Annotated in this window: 16 protein-coding genes, 2 tRNA genes and 1 riboswitch; of the genes, 15 read left to right on the forward strand and 3 right to left on the reverse strand. The window is 36.7% G+C overall.

Annotated elements, in window-relative coordinates; translation table 11 throughout:
- The first annotated feature begins 59 nt into the window (after positions 1–59).
- On the forward strand, positions 60–332 hold the full coding sequence (locus CQ046_RS21230) for a GIY-YIG nuclease family protein (protein ID WP_105704188.1): 273 nt from the start codon (positions 60–62) through the stop codon (positions 330–332).
- A gap of 131 nt (positions 333–463) precedes the next feature.
- On the opposite strand, the gene CQ046_RS21235 is transcribed toward CQ046_RS21230, so the two are convergent.
- Positions 464–1,030: a hypothetical protein gene (locus CQ046_RS21235; protein ID WP_105704189.1), complete on the reverse strand. Its 567-nt coding sequence runs from the start codon at positions 1,028–1,030 to the stop codon at positions 464–466.
- Between the two features lie 249 nt (positions 1,031–1,279).
- A riboswitch (cobalamin riboswitch) is annotated at positions 1,280–1,473 on the forward strand.
- A 442-nt stretch (positions 1,474–1,915) separates the two neighbouring features.
- Between CQ046_RS21235 and prpB the strand changes: the two genes are divergently transcribed.
- The 12 genes from prpB to CQ046_RS21300 all read left to right on the forward strand — a co-directional run bounded on the left by prpB (position 1,916) and on the right by CQ046_RS21300 (position 15,201).
- A complete protein-coding gene (gene prpB / locus CQ046_RS21240; protein WP_105704190.1) occupies positions 1,916–2,824 on the forward strand; it encodes a methylisocitrate lyase in 909 nt (302 codons plus the stop codon).
- The gene (prpC, locus tag CQ046_RS21245) at positions 2,811–3,965 is read left to right on the forward strand and encodes a 2-methylcitrate synthase (RefSeq protein ID WP_105704191.1); all 1,155 of its coding nucleotides are present in this window, start codon (positions 2,811–2,813) and stop codon (positions 3,963–3,965) included. The genes prpB and prpC overlap by 14 nt, the downstream gene beginning before the upstream one ends.
- Before the next feature lie 33 nt (positions 3,966–3,998).
- Positions 3,999–5,450: a bifunctional 2-methylcitrate dehydratase/aconitate hydratase gene (locus CQ046_RS21250; protein WP_105704192.1), complete on the forward strand. Its 1,452-nt coding sequence runs from the start codon at positions 3,999–4,001 to the stop codon at positions 5,448–5,450.
- Positions 5,451–5,511: 61 nt separating this feature from the next.
- Positions 5,512–7,008 (forward strand): CoA-acylating methylmalonate-semialdehyde dehydrogenase, encoded by a 1,497-nt coding sequence (locus CQ046_RS21255; RefSeq protein WP_105704193.1) that lies wholly within the window; start codon positions 5,512–5,514, stop codon positions 7,006–7,008.
- Between the two features lie 7 nt (positions 7,009–7,015).
- Positions 7,016–8,176, forward strand: coding sequence for an acyl-CoA dehydrogenase family protein (locus CQ046_RS21260; protein WP_105704194.1), 1,161 nt, complete (start codon positions 7,016–7,018; stop codon positions 8,174–8,176).
- A 15-nt stretch (positions 8,177–8,191) separates the two neighbouring features.
- Positions 8,192–9,301: an enoyl-CoA hydratase/isomerase family protein gene (locus CQ046_RS21265; RefSeq protein ID WP_105704195.1), complete on the forward strand. Its 1,110-nt coding sequence runs from the start codon at positions 8,192–8,194 to the stop codon at positions 9,299–9,301.
- Positions 9,302–9,303: 2 nt separating this feature from the next.
- A complete protein-coding gene (mmsB, locus tag CQ046_RS21270) occupies positions 9,304–10,188 on the forward strand; it encodes a 3-hydroxyisobutyrate dehydrogenase (protein WP_105704196.1) in 885 nt (294 codons plus the stop codon).
- 2 nt (positions 10,189–10,190) lie between these two features.
- Positions 10,191–10,973: an enoyl-CoA hydratase/isomerase family protein gene (locus tag CQ046_RS21275; protein WP_105704197.1), complete on the forward strand. Its 783-nt coding sequence runs from the start codon at positions 10,191–10,193 to the stop codon at positions 10,971–10,973.
- A 138-nt stretch (positions 10,974–11,111) separates the two neighbouring features.
- Positions 11,112–11,936: a 5'-nucleotidase, lipoprotein e(P4) family gene (locus CQ046_RS21280; RefSeq protein ID WP_105704198.1), complete on the forward strand. Its 825-nt coding sequence runs from the start codon at positions 11,112–11,114 to the stop codon at positions 11,934–11,936.
- A 314-nt stretch (positions 11,937–12,250) separates the two neighbouring features.
- Complete coding sequence (locus CQ046_RS21290) at positions 12,251–13,537, forward strand: erythromycin esterase family protein (RefSeq protein WP_105704200.1); 1,287 nt, start codon at positions 12,251–12,253, stop codon at positions 13,535–13,537.
- A complete protein-coding gene (locus CQ046_RS21295; protein WP_105704201.1) occupies positions 13,524–14,426 on the forward strand; it encodes an ABC transporter ATP-binding protein in 903 nt (300 codons plus the stop codon). The genes CQ046_RS21290 and CQ046_RS21295 overlap by 14 nt, the downstream gene beginning before the upstream one ends.
- The gene (locus tag CQ046_RS21300) at positions 14,419–15,201 is read left to right on the forward strand and encodes an ABC transporter permease (protein ID WP_105704202.1); all 783 of its coding nucleotides are present in this window, start codon (positions 14,419–14,421) and stop codon (positions 15,199–15,201) included. The genes CQ046_RS21295 and CQ046_RS21300 overlap by 8 nt, the downstream gene beginning before the upstream one ends.
- Positions 15,202–15,307: 106 nt before the next feature.
- Here CQ046_RS21300 and CQ046_RS21305 read toward each other — a convergent pair whose 3' ends face one another.
- On the reverse strand, positions 15,308–15,832 hold the full coding sequence (locus CQ046_RS21305; RefSeq protein WP_105704203.1) for a thermonuclease family protein: 525 nt from the start codon (positions 15,830–15,832) through the stop codon (positions 15,308–15,310).
- A gap of 388 nt (positions 15,833–16,220) precedes the next feature.
- On the opposite strand from CQ046_RS21305, the gene CQ046_RS21310 reads away from it, so the two are divergent.
- Both CQ046_RS21310 and CQ046_RS21315 read left to right on the forward strand, forming a co-directional pair.
- Positions 16,221–16,295 (forward strand) — tRNA-Pro (locus CQ046_RS21310).
- A gap of 32 nt (positions 16,296–16,327) precedes the next feature.
- A tRNA-Arg gene (locus tag CQ046_RS21315) sits at positions 16,328–16,401 on the forward strand.
- Between the two features lie 561 nt (positions 16,402–16,962).
- Here CQ046_RS21315 and CQ046_RS21320 read toward each other — a convergent pair.
- On the reverse strand, positions 16,963–19,278 hold the full coding sequence (locus CQ046_RS21320) for a S8 family serine peptidase (RefSeq protein ID WP_105704204.1): 2,316 nt from the start codon (positions 19,276–19,278) through the stop codon (positions 16,963–16,965).
- Positions 19,279–19,948: the final 670 nt, after the last annotated feature.

Here is a 19,948-nt window from a genome sequence, read left to right on the forward strand (position 1 = left end):
TTTTTATTATATCTGAATTTATAATCTAAAAGTGTAATTTTTTTGTGTATTTTAGTTCTATGCACAATTGCTATATCCTTCATTCCAAAACTTTAGATAAATTCTATATCGGACATTCTTCAGAATCTTTACAAGAAAGATTAAGAAAGCATCTGTCTGATCACAAAGGATTTACGTCAAAAGCTAAAGATTGGACACTTGTTTATTTTGAAACTTTAAAATCTAAATCTCTAGCATATAGAAGAGAAAGGGAAATTAAAGCCTGGAAAAGTAAATCAAAAATTCAAAAACTCATACAGTCAGCAGAAAAGATAGAGCATCCCGATTTTTAATCGGGACGTCAAAGGTTCGAATCCTTTCGCGCTCACATAAAGACTTACTATTTTTAGTAAGTCTTTTTTGTTTTTCATGGTTTTCATTGATCAAAAATAAAATCTTATACAGAGAAACTATTAATACAAGATTAATTATCTGTAAAGTATTGCCCAAACCATTGATCAAAACTTTCTTTATATTGAGCCTGAGCATTTTTAATCAGTAAATCAGGTTCTTCAATTTGATTTAAATCATAATCTCCTTTCATCCACGTCAAATATTCGTTTAAATCTTCACTTTCTTCATAATCGTCTTCGTCTTTATAAAAATAAGCCTCATCGAAATCTACTGAAATTTCAGTGTCAAAAGTGAGTAAATGTAAAAGTTGTACCATATTTTCAGCAACAATATGGACACCTCCTTCATCTCCAAAAACCACAACAGGCATTTTATGTAAAGGCTGATCCGTTCCGTTATTCCAGATGGCATAGAATGAACCGGAACCATTGGCCTGAGCAAAAGGCAGCATACTATTCAAAAAAATTTCGTCATCACTCCAACTTTTCAATCCGGATTTACGATCAATTAAAACACCAAAACCTTGTGAATAGTTTTCAAACGATGAAATAGTATTCTGGAAATAGATTAGTTTTTCAAGCTCTACAGGAATTTCACTCAAACTCAAATTCTGTTTAAATTCTGCAATATCTACCATGATCAATTATATGGGATTAATAAAATTTATAAAATGAAAGAAGAACAGCAAATTTATTAACTATCTTTAATTTTCCGGGTATCTTTTATATTAATTTAACAACATAAACATTCTGTTTTTCTTCCAAAACATACCTCACAACTCAATCATTTTCAATAGATTACATTAAAAAAAACTATTGATTACATAAAATATCTTTTTCGTTATTATAAAATACTTATATTTACCACCAAGGAGTTCTTAAAACCTTCTTTATCAACCGAAACTGGTTACACTTAGCTGTGTATTAAAAGGGAATCGTGTGAAAATCACGAACTGTCGCGCAACTGTAAGTAACAAATAAAAAGTTTTTATCCATTGATATCCACTGTATATTTTTCATATGGGAAGGATGATAAAAACCGTTACAAGTCAGGAGACCTGCCTATTTCGTATTGACGATGCTTTCGCGATTTGAAGCTTACAGTCAGGTATGATACGATATGGATATAGTGCGGTAACTTTTTTATCAAACTGTGTTATTTTTTTGAGATGAATATGAGTGTACACTAGGTGCTTCTCATGATTTTATAACTCATTCGTATCCTCTTTCCGTAATTTTCTTTTTTCATAAAGCACCGCGAAGTTTACAAAGAACTTTTTATTGGATTTAATCAATGTAAAAAGTGATGGTGTACCAAAGCAATCTTAATTATTCGTGGAGTCGCAACAGGTTTATTTTACAGACCCGGACAATCAGAATTTTTCAAAATTCTCAACATCTGCACGACTGTATGATTTCTCAATTCATTTCCCGCCTTTTCTTTTTTATTCAAAAGCTAAGTCTTAACAGATCTTCTGCTTCTTCACTGATAAACAAATTTCAATTCAACAATACATATTAAAATGATCAAAAATGAAAACTGGAAGTCACCCGGCTTAAAATTCCGGGAGGCCATGGAAAAAGAAAATCCCCTCCAGATTGTGGGAGCCATCAATGCAAACCATGCATTACTGGCACAGCAGGCTGGTTTTAATGCTATTTATCTTTCAGGAGGAGGGGTTGCGGCAGGGTCTTTAGGAATTCCTGATTTAGGAATTACTACTCTGGATGACGTACTCATAGATGTTCAGCGTATTACTAATATTTGTGATCTCCCCCTTTTGGTAGATATTGATACAGGATTTGGGCCTTCTGCCTTTAATGTTGCCCGAACGATAAAATCATTAATTAAAGCAGGAGCAGCAGCCATTCACATTGAAGATCAGGTAGGTGCAAAACGCTGTGGACACCGTCCCGGCAAAGAAATCGTAAGCAAGGAAGAAATGGTAGACCGGCTTAAAGCTGCTGTGGATGCCCGTACTGATGAACATTTCGTTATTGGAGCAAGAACAGATGCTTTTGCTAATGAAGGTCTGGAAAAAACTTTAGAAAGAGCCATTGCTTATAAAGAAGCTGGCGCAGACTTCATTTTTGCCGAAGCAGTGCCTGATTTAAGCTTTTATCAAAAATTTGTTGACGCTACTGGAATCCCTGTACTGGCCAATATTACGGAATTTGGGATGATCAAAATGTATACTGTAGAAGAATTAAAAAATGCAGGTGTAGGACTTATCCTCTACCCTCTTTCCGCCTTCAGAGCAGCCAATAAAGCAGCGCAGAATGTATACCAGCATATCCGTAAAGACGGAACGCAAGCCCATGTTCTGGATACAATGCAGACCAGAGAAGAACTCTATCAAAGCATTGGCTACTATAATTATGAACAAAAATTAGATAACCTTTTTAAACAAAATACTCATGTCAACGAATAGCGAACCAACATTTAAGCCTAAAAAAAGCGTAGCTCTTTCCGGAGTAACCGCAGGTAATACCGCTCTTTGCAGTGTAGGAAAAAGTGGAAATGATCTTCATTACAGAGGTTATGATATTTTGGATCTTGCAGAAAGAGCACAATTCGAAGAAGTAGCCTACCTACTAATCTATGGTCAGCTACCCACTGAAGCTCAATTAAAAAATTATAAAGCAAAATTAAAATCACTGAGAGGGCTACCCCACTCTGTAAGAAATATCTTAAAAAGTATTCCGGCAGCGGCGCATCCAATGGATGTTATGCGTTCTATGGTTTCAGCAATAGGAAGCATTCAGCCTGAAAAAGATGACCACAATGTGGCTGGGGCAAGAGATATTGCAGACAAATTACTGGCATCATTCAGTTCCGGACTTTTATACTGGTATCACTATACCCACAACGGAAAAGAGATTAATGTGGAGACTGATGATGATACTATTGGCGGACATTTTCTTCACCTACTACATGGCAAAAAAGCACCAGATTCTTGGGTAAAAGCAATGGAGATATCTCTAAACCTGTATGCTGAACATGAGTTTAATGCTTCTACGTTCACTGCCCGTGTTATTGCCGGAACCTCATCAGATTTTTATTCCTGTATCACTGGTGCCATCGGTGCTTTGAGAGGTCCAAAACATGGAGGAGCCAATGAAGTGGCTTTCGAAATCCAAAGCCGTTACAACTCTCCTGACGAAGCAGAAGAGGACATTAGAAAACGTATTGCTAACAAAGAAGTAATTATCGGATTTGGGCATCCTGTTTACACCATATCGGATCCAAGAAACGTGGTGATAAAAAAAGTAGCCAAAGAACTTTCCGAAGAAGCTGGAGACATGTTGTTGTATAATATCGCAGAAAGATTGGAAACCGTCATGTGGGAAGAAAAGAAAATGTTCCCTAATCTGGACTGGTTCTCGGCAGTATCTTACCACCTGATGGGAGTTCCCACGTTGATGTTCACTCCACTATTCGTTATCTCAAGAGTCACAGGATGGAGCGCCCATATTATCGAACAAAGACAGGATGGGAAAATTATCCGCCCAAGTGCCAATTATACAGGTCCTGAAAATAAAGACTTTGTATCCATCGAAAACAGAAAATAAAAAATCAATTCATAATTAAACTAAAAAATAAAGATGTCATCACACATTTCAAACGAAAGACCACAACCAGATCAGGTATTAACAGATATTGCAGATTATGTACTAAACTATGAAATCAAAAACGATTTAGCCTGGAAAACAGCTCACTACTGTTTATTAGACACGATTGGATGCGGATTGGAAGCGCTGACTTATCCTGCATGTACCAAACTTTTAGGACCTATTGTAAAAGGTACCGTAGTTCCGAATGGTGCTAAAGTTCCGGGGACTCAGTTTCAATTAGATCCTATACAGGCTGCTTTCAACATTGGAGCCATTATCCGTTGGTTAGATTTCAATGATACTTGGTTGGCCGCTGAATGGGGACATCCTTCAGACAATCTGGGAGGAATTTTAGCAACAGCAGACTGGCTTTCAAGAACAAATATTGCAGAAGGAAAAGCTCCGTTAAAAATGAAACAGGTTCTGGAAGCCATGATCATGGCTCATGAAATCCAGGGAGTAATTGCGTTGGAAAACTCCTTCAATAAAGTAGGCTTAGACCATGTTTTATTGGTAAAACTAGCCTCTACAGCCGTTGTTGGAAAACTGATCGGTTTAACCCGTGATGAACTGATCAATGCCGTTTCATTAGCATTTGTTGACGGACAGTCTTTAAGAACCTACCGTCATGCACCTAATACAGGAAGCCGCAAATCATGGGCTGCAGGAGATGCTACTTCAAGAGCTGTGCGTCTGGCATTAATTGCGCAAACAGGCGAAATGGGTTATCCATCAGTATTAACAGCGAAGACATGGGGATTCTATGATGTATCTTTCAAAGGAAATGAATTCAAATTCCAGAGAGATTACGGTTCTTATGTTATGGAAAATGTTTTGTTTAAAATTTCATTCCCTGCGGAATTCCACTCTCAGACAGCTGTAGAAGCAGCCATGACTTTACACCATCAATTAAAAGAATCAGGAAAATCTGCTGAGGATATCAAAAAAATAACCATTCGCACCCACGAAGCCTGTATCCGTATCATTGATAAAAAAGGTCCATTAAACAACCCTGCTGACCGTGACCATGCTATTCAGTACATGGTAGCAGTTCCATTGATCTTCGGAAGACTGACCGCCGCAGATTATGAAGATAACATAGCATCAGATCCAAGAATTGATATCCTTCGTGATAAAATTGAATGTGTGGAAGACCTACAGTTTACTACAGATTATCATGATCCGGAAAAACGTTCCATTGCCAATGCTTTAACAGTAGAATTAAACGATGGAACTGTCTTGGAGGAAATCGTTGTGGAATATCCAATCGGCCACAAACGCAGAAGAGATGAAGGAATTCCTGAACTGATCAAAAAATACAAAGTAAACCTTGCCAGGATTTTCCCGGAAAAACAACAGAGAATTGTATTAGAAAATTCTTTAGAATACGATACCCTTATTAATCTGGATGTCAACAAATTTGTTGATCTGCTGGTAATATAATCTAATTCAAAAGTTGAGAGTGAAAATTCACTCTCAGCTTTTCACTCTCAATCTAAAAATCATGTCACAAAAAGTAAAAATATTAATCAACGGAAATTTTATAGAAAGTAAAGCTGCAGAGCATCTTCCCGTAGAAAATCCTGCCACTCAGGAAATTCTTGCAGAAGTTCCTTTAACGGAATTGTCTGAAATAGATCAAGCCATAGACGCAGCTAAAGAAGCCTTCAAAACATGGAAAGAAGTAGCCATCCCGGAAAGAGCAAGATTTTTTCTAAAATACCAGCAGCTTTTAAAAGAAAATCAAAAAGAAATTGCCGAAATTCTTTCCAAAGAAAACGGAAAAACATTTCCTGATGCCATGGGAGATGTATGGCGTGGAATTGAAGTAGTAGAGCACGCCTGCAACATTCCGACACTCATGATGGGAGAAACGGTTGAAAATGTGGCAAGAGGTGTTGATACCTACAGCTATATTCAACCCCTTGGAGTGTGTGCAGGAATTACTCCTTTCAATTTTCCCGCAATGATTCCTCTATGGATGTTTCCAATGGCCATTGCCTGCGGAAATACCTTTATTTTAAAACCTTCGGAACAAACCCCGATGACTTCTATGAAAATGGCTGAGCTATTTTTAGAAGCAGGTTTTCCTAAAGGAGTTTTAAATATTGTTCACGGTTCCAAAGATCAGGTGAATCACATTCTGAATCATCCGGAAATCAAAGCCATTTCATTTGTAGGTTCAGTTCCCGTTGCAGAACATGTCTACCGCACCGGAACCGATAATCTGAAAAGAGTTCAGGCTTTTGGCGGAGCGAAAAATCACATGGTAGTAATGCCGGATGCTAATAAAGAACAGGTCATCAACAATCTTGTAGGTGCTTCCTGCGGAGCTGCCGGCCAGCGTTGTATGGCCATCAGCGTAGCTGTTTTGGTGGGTGAAGCTCAAAATTGGGTGGATGATATCAAAAAAGCCTTAAGCACGATTAAACCTGGAATTTGGTCTGATGATTCTGCGGCATTTGGCCCTCTGATCAACAAACAGTCAAAAGATAAAGTTTTAAGATTGATTAAAAGCGCTTATGACCAGGGAGCCGAAGTATTGCTTGATGGCAGCAGCTGTAAAGTAGAAGGCTATGAAAACGGACACTTTGTAGGAGCCACGTTATTCAATAATGTATCAACGGATATGGATATTTACAAAGAAGAAATTTTCGGACCAGCTCTATTATTGCTGAAGGCAGAAACACTGGATGAAGCTATTAAAATCATCAATGCCAATCCTTATGGAAACGGAACTTCCATCTTTACGAACTCAGGAGCAGCAGCAAGAAAATTCCAGCACGAAATTGAAGTGGGACAAATCGGTGTAAATCTTCCGATTCCTGTTCCATTACCGTTTTTCTCTTTTACAGGATGGAGAAAATCATTCTTTGGCGACCTGCATTCTTACGGAAAACAGGGTGTTCGTTTTTACACAGAAACCAAAACGATTACAGCCCGTTGGTTTGAAGAAGACATACCTGCAGGTGATCTGAATATGACCATCAGTTTAAAATAAGTTTTCTATGGAATTCAACCTAAATCAAGATCAATTGGCGTTTCAGGATGCCGCAAGAAGATTTGCAGATAAAGAACTGGCACCTTATGCTTCGGAATGGGATGCTCAGAAGATATTTCCGAGAGAAGCTATCGCGAAAGCCGGAGAACTGGGTTTTTGCGGAGTATATACCCGTGAAGATGCCGGAGGTCTGGGATTATCGCGGCTTGACGCCACCATTATATTTGAAGAACTCGCTGCAGCCTGTCCTTCCACTACCGCCTACATTACCATACACAATATGGTTTCATGGATGATTGATGAATTTGGGAATGAAGAGATCAGAAAACAATTATGTCCGGATTTGTCATCAGGAGTATTATTAGGATCCTATTGTCTTACTGAGCCGGGTTCCGGTTCAGATGCGGCAGCTTTAAAAACGACAGCAATAAAAAATGGGAACAAATACATCATTAACGGGACAAAAGCATTTATCTCCGGGGCAGGCGAAAGTGATATACTCATTGTAATGGCTCGTACAGGAGATTCCGGTCCCAAAGGAATCAGTGCTTTTGTGGTTCCGGCCAATTCTAAAGGAATCAGTTTCGGGGAAAAAGAGAAAAAATTAGGTTGGAATACCCAGCCGACACGCTTTGTTTTCTTTGATCATGTGGAAGTAGATGAAAAATATCTTTTAGGAGAATTAGGAGAAGGCTTTAAAATAGCTTTGAAAGGTCTGGATGGCGGACGCATCAATATCGGAACATGCTCTGTAGGAGCTGCACAGGGAGCCATTAATCAGGCCAGAAAATATATGCATGAAAGGAAGCAGTTCGGAAAATCACTGGCACAGTTTCAGTCGCTGCAGTTTAAAATAGCTGATATGGCAACAGAGCTTGTGGCAGCCCGCCAGATGGTTCATTTAGCCGCTTTCAAATTAGATTCTAAAGACACAAATGCTACTACTTACTGTGCTATGGCAAAACGCCTGGCTACCGATATGTGCTTCAATATTTGTAATGAAGCATTACAGATATTAGGCGGATATGGATGTACACAGGATTTTCCGGTGGAACGCCTTATGCGTGATGCAAGAATACATCAGATAGTAGAAGGAACCAACGAAATTATGAAACTGGTGATTTCAAGAAAGATTTTAGAAGAAGGAGCCATGATACAAATCCGTTAATTCAAAAGATTAAAAATGAGTTTAGTACTAACAGAAATAAAAAATAAAGTCGGGATCATCACCCTGAATTCCGAAAAAACACTCAATTCGCTTTCATTAGAAATGATTGAAGAACTGAAAGCTGTTTTGGAAGACTGGAAAACATCCGATGAAATAGCCTGCATTTTTATTCAGGGAGCAGGTGAAAAAGCCCTCTGCGCCGGAGGAGATGTAAGAAAACTATACGACGCCATTATTGAACAACAAAGCATCGATGGAACACAAGTACCTCAGCCATGTTTCGATTTCTTTTTAAAGGAATATCAGGTAGATTATGCTATTCACACGTATCCGAAGCCTATCATTGTCTGGGGACATGGTATCGTGATGGGTGGCGGTATTGGTATTATGGTAGGAGCTTCCCACCGTATTGTGACCGAAAGAAGTAAGCTGGCAATGCCTGAAATTACTATCGGTTTATATCCTGACGTTGGCGGAACCTGGTTTTTAAATAAAATGCCTTCCGCTTATGGGGTTTATCTAGGATTAACAGGCGCAAGATTAGACGGAGCCGATTGCAAATTCTTAGGATTGGCAGATTATTACATTTCTTCAAATTCAAAAGAAACATTATTGAATGCTCTTAATCAGGCTCAATGGAATGGAAATAACCATCAAACTGTTTCTGCAATTCTGGAAAACATTTCAAAAGAGACAACAATACCTGAATCACAGGCACAGAACCATCATTCATTCATTAAAAAGTTTGAAGGAATAGATTCTTTAGAAGCATTTAAAGAAATTTTACTGCAATATCCTGATAAAGATGAATGGATCAATACAGGGATCAAAAGCTTTGAAGCAGGCTCACCAAGTTCAGCACACATCATCTTCAGACAATTGAAAGAAGGTGAAAACTTAAGCATGGAGGAAGTCTTTCAATCCGAATTAAACTTATCCTGCCAATGCTGCATTCATCCTGATTTTGCAGAAGGTGTAAGAGCTTTATTGGTAGATAAAGACCAGTCTCCAAAATGGCAGCCTGCAACATTAAATGATATAACCAAAGAATGGGTAGACAGCTATTTTACTCCGCTTTGGCCTCGTGAAGAACATCCATTAAAAAACTTAGGAAAAAAAAATTAATTATGTCAAATATAGCATTTATAGGATTAGGAAATATGGGTGGTCCTATGGCCATCAACCTTGTAAATAAAGGTCATCACGTTACCGGATTTGATCTTTCCAAGTCAGCTTTAGAAGCATTGGTTTCTGCAGGTGGACAAATCTCGGATTCAGCTATAGCAGCAGCTAAAGACGCGGATGTCATTATTTCAATGCTTCCGTCTGGAAAACACGTTGCAGAACTCTATTCTAACGAATTTATCAGCCTGCTGAAACCTGATACATTGATCATTGACAGCAGTACTATTGATGCAGTAACCGCCCGTTCTGTTGCTGAGCTGGCCGCTTCAAAAGGATGCAAAATGATTGATGCGCCCGTTTCCGGTGGTACTGCAGGAGCCCAGGCAGGAACATTAACCTTTATTGTGGGCGGTAAAACCAAAGACTATGAAAAGGCAAGACCTATACTAAAATGTATGGGACAGAATATCTTCCATGCCGGAGATTCCGGGGCCGGACAGGTTGCGAAGATCTGTAATAATATGCTTCTTGCTATACACATGATCGGAACCTCTGAAGCCATCAATTTAGGAGTCCGTCACGGATTGGAACCTAAAATATTAAGTGAAATCATGCAGAAAAGTTCCGGCAGAAACTGGTCATTGGAAGTTTACAATCCGTATCCCGGAGTGATGGAAAATGCTCCATCTTCAAGAGAATACTCAGGTGGTTTTGCAGTGGATTTGATGACAAAAGATTTGGGATTGGCAGCAGAAGCGGGACTGGAAACAAGAACCTCTACTCCATTGGGAAATGCAGCTTTAAACCTTTATCGAATCTGGAGTGAAGCAGGAAATGGCACGAGCGATTTTTCAAGCATTATTCAATTCTTAAACAAACATCAGTAATCATGAATTTTGAAACATTACTATATCATCAGGAAGGATATATCGGAACCTTAACTATTAACCGCCCACAGTCTTTAAATGCTTTGAATGAAACAGTTTTAAAAGAATTGAAATCATTTGCGGATCAAATCCAATCCAATAAAGACATTCGGGTTTTAATCATTACCGGAGCTGGGGAAAAAGCCTTCGTTGCAGGTGCTGACATCAAAGCAATGCAGGGTATGACACCAAAGGAAGCTACAGAGTTTTCGTTGATGGCTCAGAACGCTTTCAATTCCATTGAATCATTACCATTTGCAGTAATTGCGGCAGTCAACGGTTTTGCATTAGGCGGAGGGTGTGAGCTGGCTTTGTCCTGTGATATCATTCTGGCCAGTGAAAAAGCAAAATTCGGATTACCGGAAGTAACCCTTGGATTATTGCCTTGTTTTGGAGGAACACAGCGTTTACCGAGAGCTATTGGATTGTACAAGGCGAGAGAAATGGTATTCTCCGGTGAATTTTATTCAGCAGAAGTTTGTAAAGAATTAGGGTTTGTAAACCGTGTGATCACTCCTGAAGAATTATTGAATGAAGCCCAAAAATTGGCTTCAATAATAGCCTCAAGAGGTCCTGTAGCCGTAGCAAAAGCAAAACAATCACTGAATACAGGTTTCGAATTACATATTACCGATGGCTTACAACAGGAAGCTGTTTTATTCGGGGAATTATTTGACACGAAAGATCACAACGAAGGTATCGGCGCCTTTATAGAAAAAAGAAATCCAGATTTTAAAGGAGAATAAAAGAGCAAATAGTTTTTAAAGATATATTTGATTTTTAGGAGGCTGGCATATTCTTATGACCGGTCTCCTTTTTTACTTCCATAAAATGATTGTCATACAATCAAATTGTCTTAATTTTGTCTTTCCTATTCAAATTCAATGAAAAATTTTAATCTCATTATCGCAAGCTGCTTCCTTGCTTCGGTTTTATCGTGTACAGCGGCAGCTCCGGTTGCGAAGACTTCCACAGAAGAAACTCCTTATCAAAACCTTGGACGTGACGGAAAAATATACGCTGCATTTTATCAGCAAAGAGCAGCAGAATATGAAGCGCTGTGTCTTCAGGCATACAATATTGCAACACTCCGTCTGGATCAGGCTTTAGCGCAGAAATCTGACAAACCTTTAGCCATCGTTTCTGATATTGATGAAACGTTTTTAGATAATTCCTATTACGCTGTGGAGCGATCAAAGTTGGGGAAAAATTACGATCAGAAAACATGGGAAGAATGGACAGCGAAAGGTATTGCTACGCCACTTACGGGCTCTCAAAAGTTCTATCAATATGCAGCAAGCAAAGGAATCCAGGTTTTTTATGTGACCAACCGTGTCGAGCAGGAACGTGAGGGAACTATGAAGAATTTAAAGAAATACAATTTCCCTGTTCAAAGTGATGCCAACCTTATTTTAAGATCAAAAGAAAGCAGTAAGGAAACCCGCAGAAAAGATATTGCTAAAAATTATAATATCGTTTTGCTGTTGGGCGATAATCTTGCCGACTTCTCAGATCTTTTTGATAAAAAGTCAGAGACAGAACGTTCTTCAGCCGTGAAAAATTCCGCGGATGATTTTGGAAAAAAATTCATTATCATTCCGAATGTAGGGTATGGAGACTGGGAATCCTCCTTTTATAACTACAAATACGATTACACCGATCAGCAGAAAAACTCAATGATGTATGATGCCGTGAAATCTAATCCTTAAATAAAGTCTAAACTTTAGATACCAACTCAAAACCTCTCAACAAAATTGAGAGGTTTTTTATTGATTTTTACAAAACGTTTCTCTACTCTCATAAATTGTCTCATTTTTTTGAGACATTTTTTATTTTCAGAGGAATAATATCCTTTAATATTTCCCAACAATAGGAAAAACATGACGAATTGACACCATTTTCGGTATGGTATCATTTTCGACTTAAAGATAATTAATTTTAATGCAAACCTTTTATTTTTTGTTAAATTTAAAACTAAGTAAGAAATTGAATACACATTTAACAACTGCATAATTTTGAATGAATGAAAAAAATATTCTACACTTTTATAGTTTCAGTTATTGCAGTTTTACTCCTGAATAAAATTGTTTTTAAAGATATTCCGGAAAAAGAAAAACAGGAATTCCTGAACGATGTTCAACGATACAAGTATCCTATAAAAAGTATTTCAATGGATTATAAGGACAACAGTGACCTGAAGACTTTGGATGCTGCACTTAAAGACAACAGCATTGTAATGCTGGGGGAAAACACCCATTACGATGGAGCTACAATGCAGGCCAAAAGCAGACTGATTAAATATCTGCACGAAAATCTGGGTTATAATGTAGTACTGTATGAAGCCGGACAATATGATACCTGGATGATGAATGAGGAAATGAAAAACCGCAGTCTGAAAATTCCTCCAGCATCTATCGGAGGAACAGGGCTTTTCGATTTTTGGTGGAATAATAAGGAAACGCAACCTTTGATTACCTATTATCAAAAAAACAAAACTTCTGCTCAACCGATTGAACTGGGAGGTTTTGACATTCAGTTTTCCGGAGATGAACTTTATGATAAACGTAGTAAACTTTTGAAAGATTTTTTAAACAAAAATAAGATTGATCTTAAATCTTTCCCTCTATTACATAAGCATATAGATCAGATTTCTAATTTTATGTATAAGGGATTTGCCAGTAAAAGCTTACCCGGAAATCAGCAAAAAGATATTCTCAATGAAATCAGCCGACTGGAACAAACCGTTTTAAAGTTGAAAAAAAATCCCGAAAACATAATGTATGCAAGGTATTTACATGACATGAGAAACAATTTTGATAAAATATGGAAATATAAACCAGGATCCATGAAGAGTATGCAGTTCAGAGATTCTCTGATGGCTAAAAATCTTATTTATCAGATTGATTCCGTTTATCAGAGACAAAAAGTTATTGTCTGGTGTGCGAACATTCATACTTTCGCAAGTCGTTACAACAAAAGTTATCTGCCTCTGGGGGCCTATATCAAAAGCAAGTATGGAAAAGCTTCTTATATGATTGGTTTTTCATCCTACGCCAAATACAATAAAACAGGAACATTAGCAGATAAACCAGGAAAACTTGCCATTGAGAATACGTTTCATACAACGAAAACACCTTACTTTTTTATCAACCTGAGAAATATTCCGCAAACCTCTGTTCTGAGGAAAGAGTTTGTATCTACCATCAATCAGGGAGTAGATCAGAAAAAGAACTGGAGTGCGTTTTTTGACGGAATATTTTATATAGACACCAACACTTCTTTAACACCCATCAACAATGGAGAGCATTAAAACACAAAACCTTAGCTATACGATAGGTTCTAAAACCATTCTAAACAACATCAATCTTACTATTCCTGAAGGCAGCATATATGGCTATCTGGGAAGAAATGGAGCGGGAAAATCGACTACCATAAAACTTCTTTTGGGTCTTTTGGAATCATCAGGGGACAACATTTTCATTCAGAATAAAAGTTTAAAACAAAACCGGACAGAGATTCTTGCCAACACCGGAAATCTGATTGAATCACCGTGTTTTTATACCAAACTCACGGTTTCTGAAAATTTAAAATATCTGGATATCATTTATGGCAAAGGAAATAAAAGGATTGATGAGGTTCTGGAGCTTGTAGATCTGAATAACGAGAAGAAAAAGAAGGCAAGCGCACTGTCTATGGGAATGAAACAGCGTCTCGGAATTGCTATGGCTATTTTTCATGATCCGAAACTTCTGATTCTGGATGAACCCCTCAACGGACTTGACCCTCAGGGTATTTTTGAGATGAGAAAACTCTTCCAACATTTGAATGAACAGGGAAAAACGATTTTCCTTTCGAGCCATATTTTGAGTGAACTGGAGAAAACAGCTACTCATATTGGAATTATTGAGGGTGGAAAAATGATTTTCCAGGGAACTAAAAATGAACTTTTAAACAAAGTAGAAAAAGATATTGTCTTAAAAATTAATAATACCGAAAAAGCCTTATCTATCCTACAGCAAAGCTATGCAGTGACCTTGAACAGTCCTAACAAAATTTCTGTGAAAATCAATGATGACAAAGAATTCAACGGACTACTCACAACGCTGATCCAAAACGGAATTGAGGTATATGACATAGAATCTGAAAGTACCAATCTTGAGCAGATCTTCATTAATTTAATTGCTAAAAACCATGACTAATACCAATACTTTTTTCAAGGCATTTTCATCCGAGCAGTACAAGCTCTCCAAAAACAAAGAAATTTTCGGAATTCTGCTGATTCCTATTTTGATTATTTTCGCTGTTGATCTTTATATCACTTATGATGTAATCCGTTCCGGAATAGAGGTATCAGAAGGAACTGTGAATCCATGGAAAGCTTCATTGGGAAGAACCGTATTTATGTTCTTTTATCTGCTGTTTCCTATCCTTGTTTCACTTTTTGTACAGGCCTGCTGTGATGTAGAATACCGGAATAACAATTATAAAATTCTGTTTACACTTCCTGTTTCGAAGACTAAAATATTTTTCTCGAAGGCTCTGTTTATCCAAATTACAGTTTTCCTGTCTGTTCTTTTTTCATATCTGGCATTACTGTTAAGCGGATATTTACTCAGTATTGCTTTCCCACAACTGGGTTTTCAGAATTATGATTTCAGAGAAGTCATATTTTATACCTTTCTGAAGTTTTTCATTACACTTTCTGCGATTGCTATGGTACAGCTGGCATTGAGTCTTCTCTTCAAAAATTTTATTTACCCTATTGGGTTTGGGGTATTTATGCTGTTATTTTCTACGATCGTTAATGAAAGAGATTTTTCTGATTTTCTGATTTATACCGGAGGCTACAAATCCATGTTGAATTTTATGAATGAAAATATTGTCTTTGAAAGACTGGATTACTGTAATATCGCTGCCATTTTTATCTTTATGGCTGTGAGTTTTTATCTTTTCGTAAAGAAGAAAGGAGGTTAAAAGGTTGGAAGATGGAAGCTTGAGGATGGAAGTTACTAGCAGACCTATCAATGAATAAATATTGATAGACTTCCCTCTCCCATCTTCAAGCTTCCTTACCCAATATTTACGCTACGGTTTTTACTTTTGTTCCGTTCTTAGCTGCTTCAATTTTCTTATTATTTCTAAGCTCACGTTTCATTTTACGGTAATCCCAGGGAGACATAGCATTACTATCCTGCCATAAACCAACTTTTTTACTTTTTGCATTTTCCTGAATCTTACCCAAAGAAGCATCTTTGGAATAGGAAAAATACCACCAGCCCATTCCAGCTTTTATAACCTCTTTGGAAAGGTATTTTCCATCATCATAATACACCTTTGCAATAGATCTTCCATAGCGGTCTGTAGTGGTTTCAACAAAACTTACCGTTTTCCCAAATACCTGAGCAGAAGTAAACTGTTTTGCATTTTTCCCGAACGCTTGTCCACTTTCCGGGCAATCAACTTCAGCAAGTCTGATCTTTTTTTGCTGGTTTCCTTTTAGCAGTAAAGTAATGGTATCTCCGTCTGAAATTTTGATCACTTTTCCGGTAGTCTGTGAGAATAGAAATACAGGGAAAAGTACATACAGCAGCATTAATCGTTTCATGGAGTAAAGATAGTACTTATAAAAGATAAAAATGTATCAAACATTGAGCTCAACAGGTAAAACGTTCGTCATCAGACACTAAATTTTTACAGTAAAAAAGTATCATTTCTAAGAAAATATATTTCGGTTTATAAAAAATGTTCTGAAACTTTTATAAGATTGTTTTCTCTAAGATTCCTTTTCATAGCAATAGAGAGAAAAAAAGTGAAAATTTTTTCATCATTTTTAAAGCAAGCTAAATCAATGGTTATTAATCAGGTAAAGGTAATAAAAAACTTTTCATGAAAAATTAATTAAAAATTATTCTTTATTTTATTTTTTTATTTGAAAAAGTATTGTACCTTTGCAACCGCAAAAACGAAGTAAATATCGTTACTGATGACACCCTCGGGGCGTAGCGTAGTCCGGTCATCGCGCCTGGTTTGGGACCAGGAGGTCGCAGGTTCGAATCCTGCCGCCCCGACTGTTTTAATAGTTTTCTCAAAACTATTTAATGGGTGCGTAGCTCAGCTGGATAGAGCATCTGCCTTCTAAGCAGACGGTCAAAGGTTCGAATCCTTTCGCGCTCACATAAAGACTTACTGGAAACAGTGAGTCTTTTTTAGTTTTATTACTTACTCAACATTTATTGATAAAGCAGACTGGATAGAAACATCCCGATTTAAATCGGGACGGCAAAGGTTCGAATCCTTTCGCGCTCACATAAAGACTTACTGGAAACAGTGAGTCTTTTTTGGTTTTATTACTTACTCAACATTCATTGATAAAGCAGACTGGATAGAAACATCCCGATTTAAATCGGGACGGCAAAGGTTCGAATCCTTTCGCGCTCACATAAAGACTTACTGGAAACAGTGAGTCTTTTTTGGTTTTATTACTTACTCAACATTCATTGATAAAGCAGACTGGATAGAAACATCCCGATTTAAATCGGGACGGCAAAGGTTCGAATCCTTTCGCGCTCACAAAAAGACTTACTATTTCTAGTGAGTCTTTTTCGTTTATATCTCTTTAAAATAGCTTAAAAGGGATAAAAATGAATATTTACAATAAACCATGAAGCTTATAAAATAGGAAATAAAAAAGGCTGCCTTTTTAAAGACAGCCTTACCAAATAATAAAGCAATGTATTATCTCTTAATAAACTTATAGCTTTTTTTATCTATCATTAATAAATAACTACCACTAACTAAAGAGGAAACATTAATTTTACTTTCTTTAAGCTGTCCTTGCTGCATCACTTTTCCCGCAAGATCATAGATTATGTAAGCCTCATTATCTTTTGAGTTTGTTACATTGATTTCCTTATCTGCCGGATTAGGATAAAGACCAATATCAGTACCTTTTATATCCCTATCTGCAATTGCAGAAGAAACTTTGGATACATTCGCATTAATATTTAAAGTATAACAAGTAGTGCTATTAGCTCCATTATATCCGATAACCCTAGCATAGTATGTACCTGCTGATACGTTTGTTAAAGATACGCTTTCAACTGCTGTAGCTCCTTCAGATTTGCCAAGGAGACTTCCATTGGCATTATAAACATAAAGATCATAATCTACACCAATCGGGCCATTTAACTTTGCAACCAGATTTCCATTACCAATAGTAAACTTGTAAAAATCCTTATCTGTTCCAGATCCTATGGCTGCAGAAATTGTTTCATTAGCATTGATAGCTGCAGCGGTAGATAATGTTTCATTAGCTTCATATGCTTTAATACATGATGGAGTCTCAGGAGTAACTACTCCAGAATCTGCCTTCCCTGTTACAATCAATGTATAATTTTGTGAACCCCCTACTAAAGCTCCTTTATGGCTTATCTCTATAACATATTCTCCAGCTGGTACAACACCCAGATCTACTCTTTCAAAATTATCGTTATTATTTTCCGCTTTGGCATTCGTAGATCGAGACGTAAGCACCCATGGTCTGTAAACTGTATTATCACTTTTACGAGTCACTTTAAGATCCAAATTATTCACCAGTCTTTTTACAGCATTATTATTGAGCTGGTTTGATGTCTGAATAGCCCCAGCTCTATCATACCATGATATGGAAACAGTTAAAGGATTAATACCGTCTGACTGTACTATAAGTGACTCTGTTGCATTATTATTCAATGTTTTATTATCTATAATAGAATTCTTACCTTTTCCATTAATAACCTCCACCATTTTCTTTGCATTTAATAATCCCCATCCAAACATTGCATCAGGTCCTACTACTCCTGCATCGTCAGCCGTATGCAAAGCTAATCCTTTGAGTTCAGCCCCCAGCATATACCTCTCCTGAACATTATTATGATGTTGCTGTACCAAAGACAAAGTACCAGTCACATTGGGTGATGCCATTGATGTACCTGTCATAATTCCATAGGTGTTATTACTAGCAACATTTCCATTAAACGCAACCGGAGATGTTAATTCAGTCCCATTACCGGTAATATCTGGTTTAATCCTTAAATCATCTGTAGGCCCCTGGCTGCTTGAACTGTTAATAACTACATTTATTAAATTGCCGTTTACATCAACATTAGCATCTTCTGCATTAGCAACAACTAAAACGTTTTTGGATGCAGCCGATGCTGTTAATTTATCATAAAGGTCTGTTGCTCCTCCCATAGGGCTTTCGTTGAGAATTCTCAAAACCCCAGCAGCATCCCTATATCTATTAAGTCCATCATTTCCTGATGCTTTTACAACAAGGTAAGAAGGAGCATTAAACAAAATAGCATCCCAATTACTTGATTCATCTATATAGGCTCCAAAATACCAATCTGGTACTGAATCAGATCTCAACCCATAAGAGTGATTCGACAATAAAAGTCCTCCAGTAGCAGCGGCTGTCATTTCAGCTGCATCAGAAGTCCAATCATAAGATTCAATCTGAGATGAAGAAGCCATTCCTTTGGCAGTGGCTCTTACTCCAGCTGCACCAATAGTTCCCGCAACATGGGTTGCATGATTGCTATTAAGAACTGCATTAAATGTTCCATTATCTTTTCTGGTAACTCTATTTCCAAATTCAACATGAGTATTGCGCACTGCTCCTCCATCCCAAACTCCGACTATCATGTTTTCACCATTAAGATTTAACCCTAAAGACCCTCCCGTGTTAAGGTGGTTTGCTCTTGTAGATTTTGCTGCATCAACATTCTTAGTTGAATAATAAATAGGTGTACCATTCTCATCAATTCTCATCAACTCTGAAACAGAGCCATCTTTTTCTTCAATTACAAGAGGAAGGTTATTTTTTCTTGCATATGCAACTGCCTCTACCTTATTTTGTTTAGATTTTTCAGAAAAATCGTTAAATAAGTTTTGTAATGTTTTTTGATCGTACTTTTTTGTTATTTCTCTTCTTTCAGTTTCTGTTTGTGCAAAGAAACAAGCTGAAGCAGAAAAAGTAAATAATGCACTAAAAAGGATTCTTTTTTTCATTTTTTAAAATTTTAATGATTAATTATATATAAATACAGCGCTGTTCAAACGTTTTTTCATTTATAGTTCTTCAATAAGAACTCATACTCAATATTTTAAAATTCTTAAAAAAATAATATCTTAATCAACAAATCTATACACCAAATATTATTGGACTTTTTCGATTCAATAAAGTTTAAAGAGAAAGTCTTCATCTGAACACCCAATTACACCCTTGCAACTATCTCTTATGATATCTCTATTTATGAATTAAATTCACAAATAAAAAAATCAAAAATAAATCATTATCAACCATAAAAACGCAATAATTTTATTAAAATATTACTATAGCGGCAAAATAAAAACAAATAAAAACAAATCCATAACAAAAAAATAACTATTTAATAAAAATCATATTTTTAGATATAATTAATCAAATTACATTAATTTTTTAAACCAATAAATCACAAAAAAGAGAATTTAATACTATACAATGCATATTAAAAAAACAAAAAAACTGGTTAGGACTTTTAAATACATTCCCTTTTTTGGTTTATTTTTATAACGTTTCTCTACATTCTACTGAAATATCATTAAAAAGAAAAAAAATAAACAAAAACTTATTAACCTTTAAAATGTATACATAATTGCAAAATTTTATAAAAACAAAAAAGAGGCTGTCTCAAAAGTG

Origin of the sequence: Chryseobacterium sp. MYb7, from assembly GCF_002979455.1 — a bacterium.
Taxonomy (GTDB): Bacteria; Bacteroidota; Bacteroidia; order Flavobacteriales; family Weeksellaceae; genus Chryseobacterium.

Bases quoted from the DNA above. Each gene is read 5' to 3' on its own strand.
- CQ046_RS21230 (WP_105704188.1), top strand. From the start codon at position 60: ATGCACAATTGCTATATCCTTCATTCCAAAACTTTAGATAAATTCTAT.
- CQ046_RS21235 (WP_105704189.1), bottom strand. From the start codon at position 1,030: ATGGTAGATATTGCAGAATTTAAACAGAATTTGAGTTTGAGTGAAATT.
- prpB (WP_105704190.1), top strand. From the start codon at position 1,916: ATGATCAAAAATGAAAACTGGAAGTCACCCGGCTTAAAATTCCGGGAG.
- prpC (WP_105704191.1), top strand. From the start codon at position 2,811: ATGTCAACGAATAGCGAACCAACATTTAAGCCTAAAAAAAGCGTAGCT.
- CQ046_RS21250 (WP_105704192.1), top strand. From the start codon at position 3,999: ATGTCATCACACATTTCAAACGAAAGACCACAACCAGATCAGGTATTA.
- CQ046_RS21255 (WP_105704193.1), top strand. From the start codon at position 5,512: ATGTCACAAAAAGTAAAAATATTAATCAACGGAAATTTTATAGAAAGT.
- CQ046_RS21260 (WP_105704194.1), top strand. From the start codon at position 7,016: ATGGAATTCAACCTAAATCAAGATCAATTGGCGTTTCAGGATGCCGCA.
- CQ046_RS21265 (WP_105704195.1), top strand. From the start codon at position 8,192: ATGAGTTTAGTACTAACAGAAATAAAAAATAAAGTCGGGATCATCACC.
- mmsB (WP_105704196.1), top strand. From the start codon at position 9,304: ATGTCAAATATAGCATTTATAGGATTAGGAAATATGGGTGGTCCTATG.
- CQ046_RS21275 (WP_105704197.1), top strand. From the start codon at position 10,191: ATGAATTTTGAAACATTACTATATCATCAGGAAGGATATATCGGAACC.
- CQ046_RS21280 (WP_105704198.1), top strand. From the start codon at position 11,112: ATGAAAAATTTTAATCTCATTATCGCAAGCTGCTTCCTTGCTTCGGTT.
- CQ046_RS21290 (WP_105704200.1), top strand. From the start codon at position 12,251: ATGAAAAAAATATTCTACACTTTTATAGTTTCAGTTATTGCAGTTTTA.
- CQ046_RS21295 (WP_105704201.1), top strand. From the start codon at position 13,524: ATGGAGAGCATTAAAACACAAAACCTTAGCTATACGATAGGTTCTAAA.
- CQ046_RS21300 (WP_105704202.1), top strand. From the start codon at position 14,419: ATGACTAATACCAATACTTTTTTCAAGGCATTTTCATCCGAGCAGTAC.
- CQ046_RS21305 (WP_105704203.1), bottom strand. From the start codon at position 15,832: ATGAAACGATTAATGCTGCTGTATGTACTTTTCCCTGTATTTCTATTC.
- CQ046_RS21320 (WP_105704204.1), bottom strand. From the start codon at position 19,278: ATGAAAAAAAGAATCCTTTTTAGTGCATTATTTACTTTTTCTGCTTCA.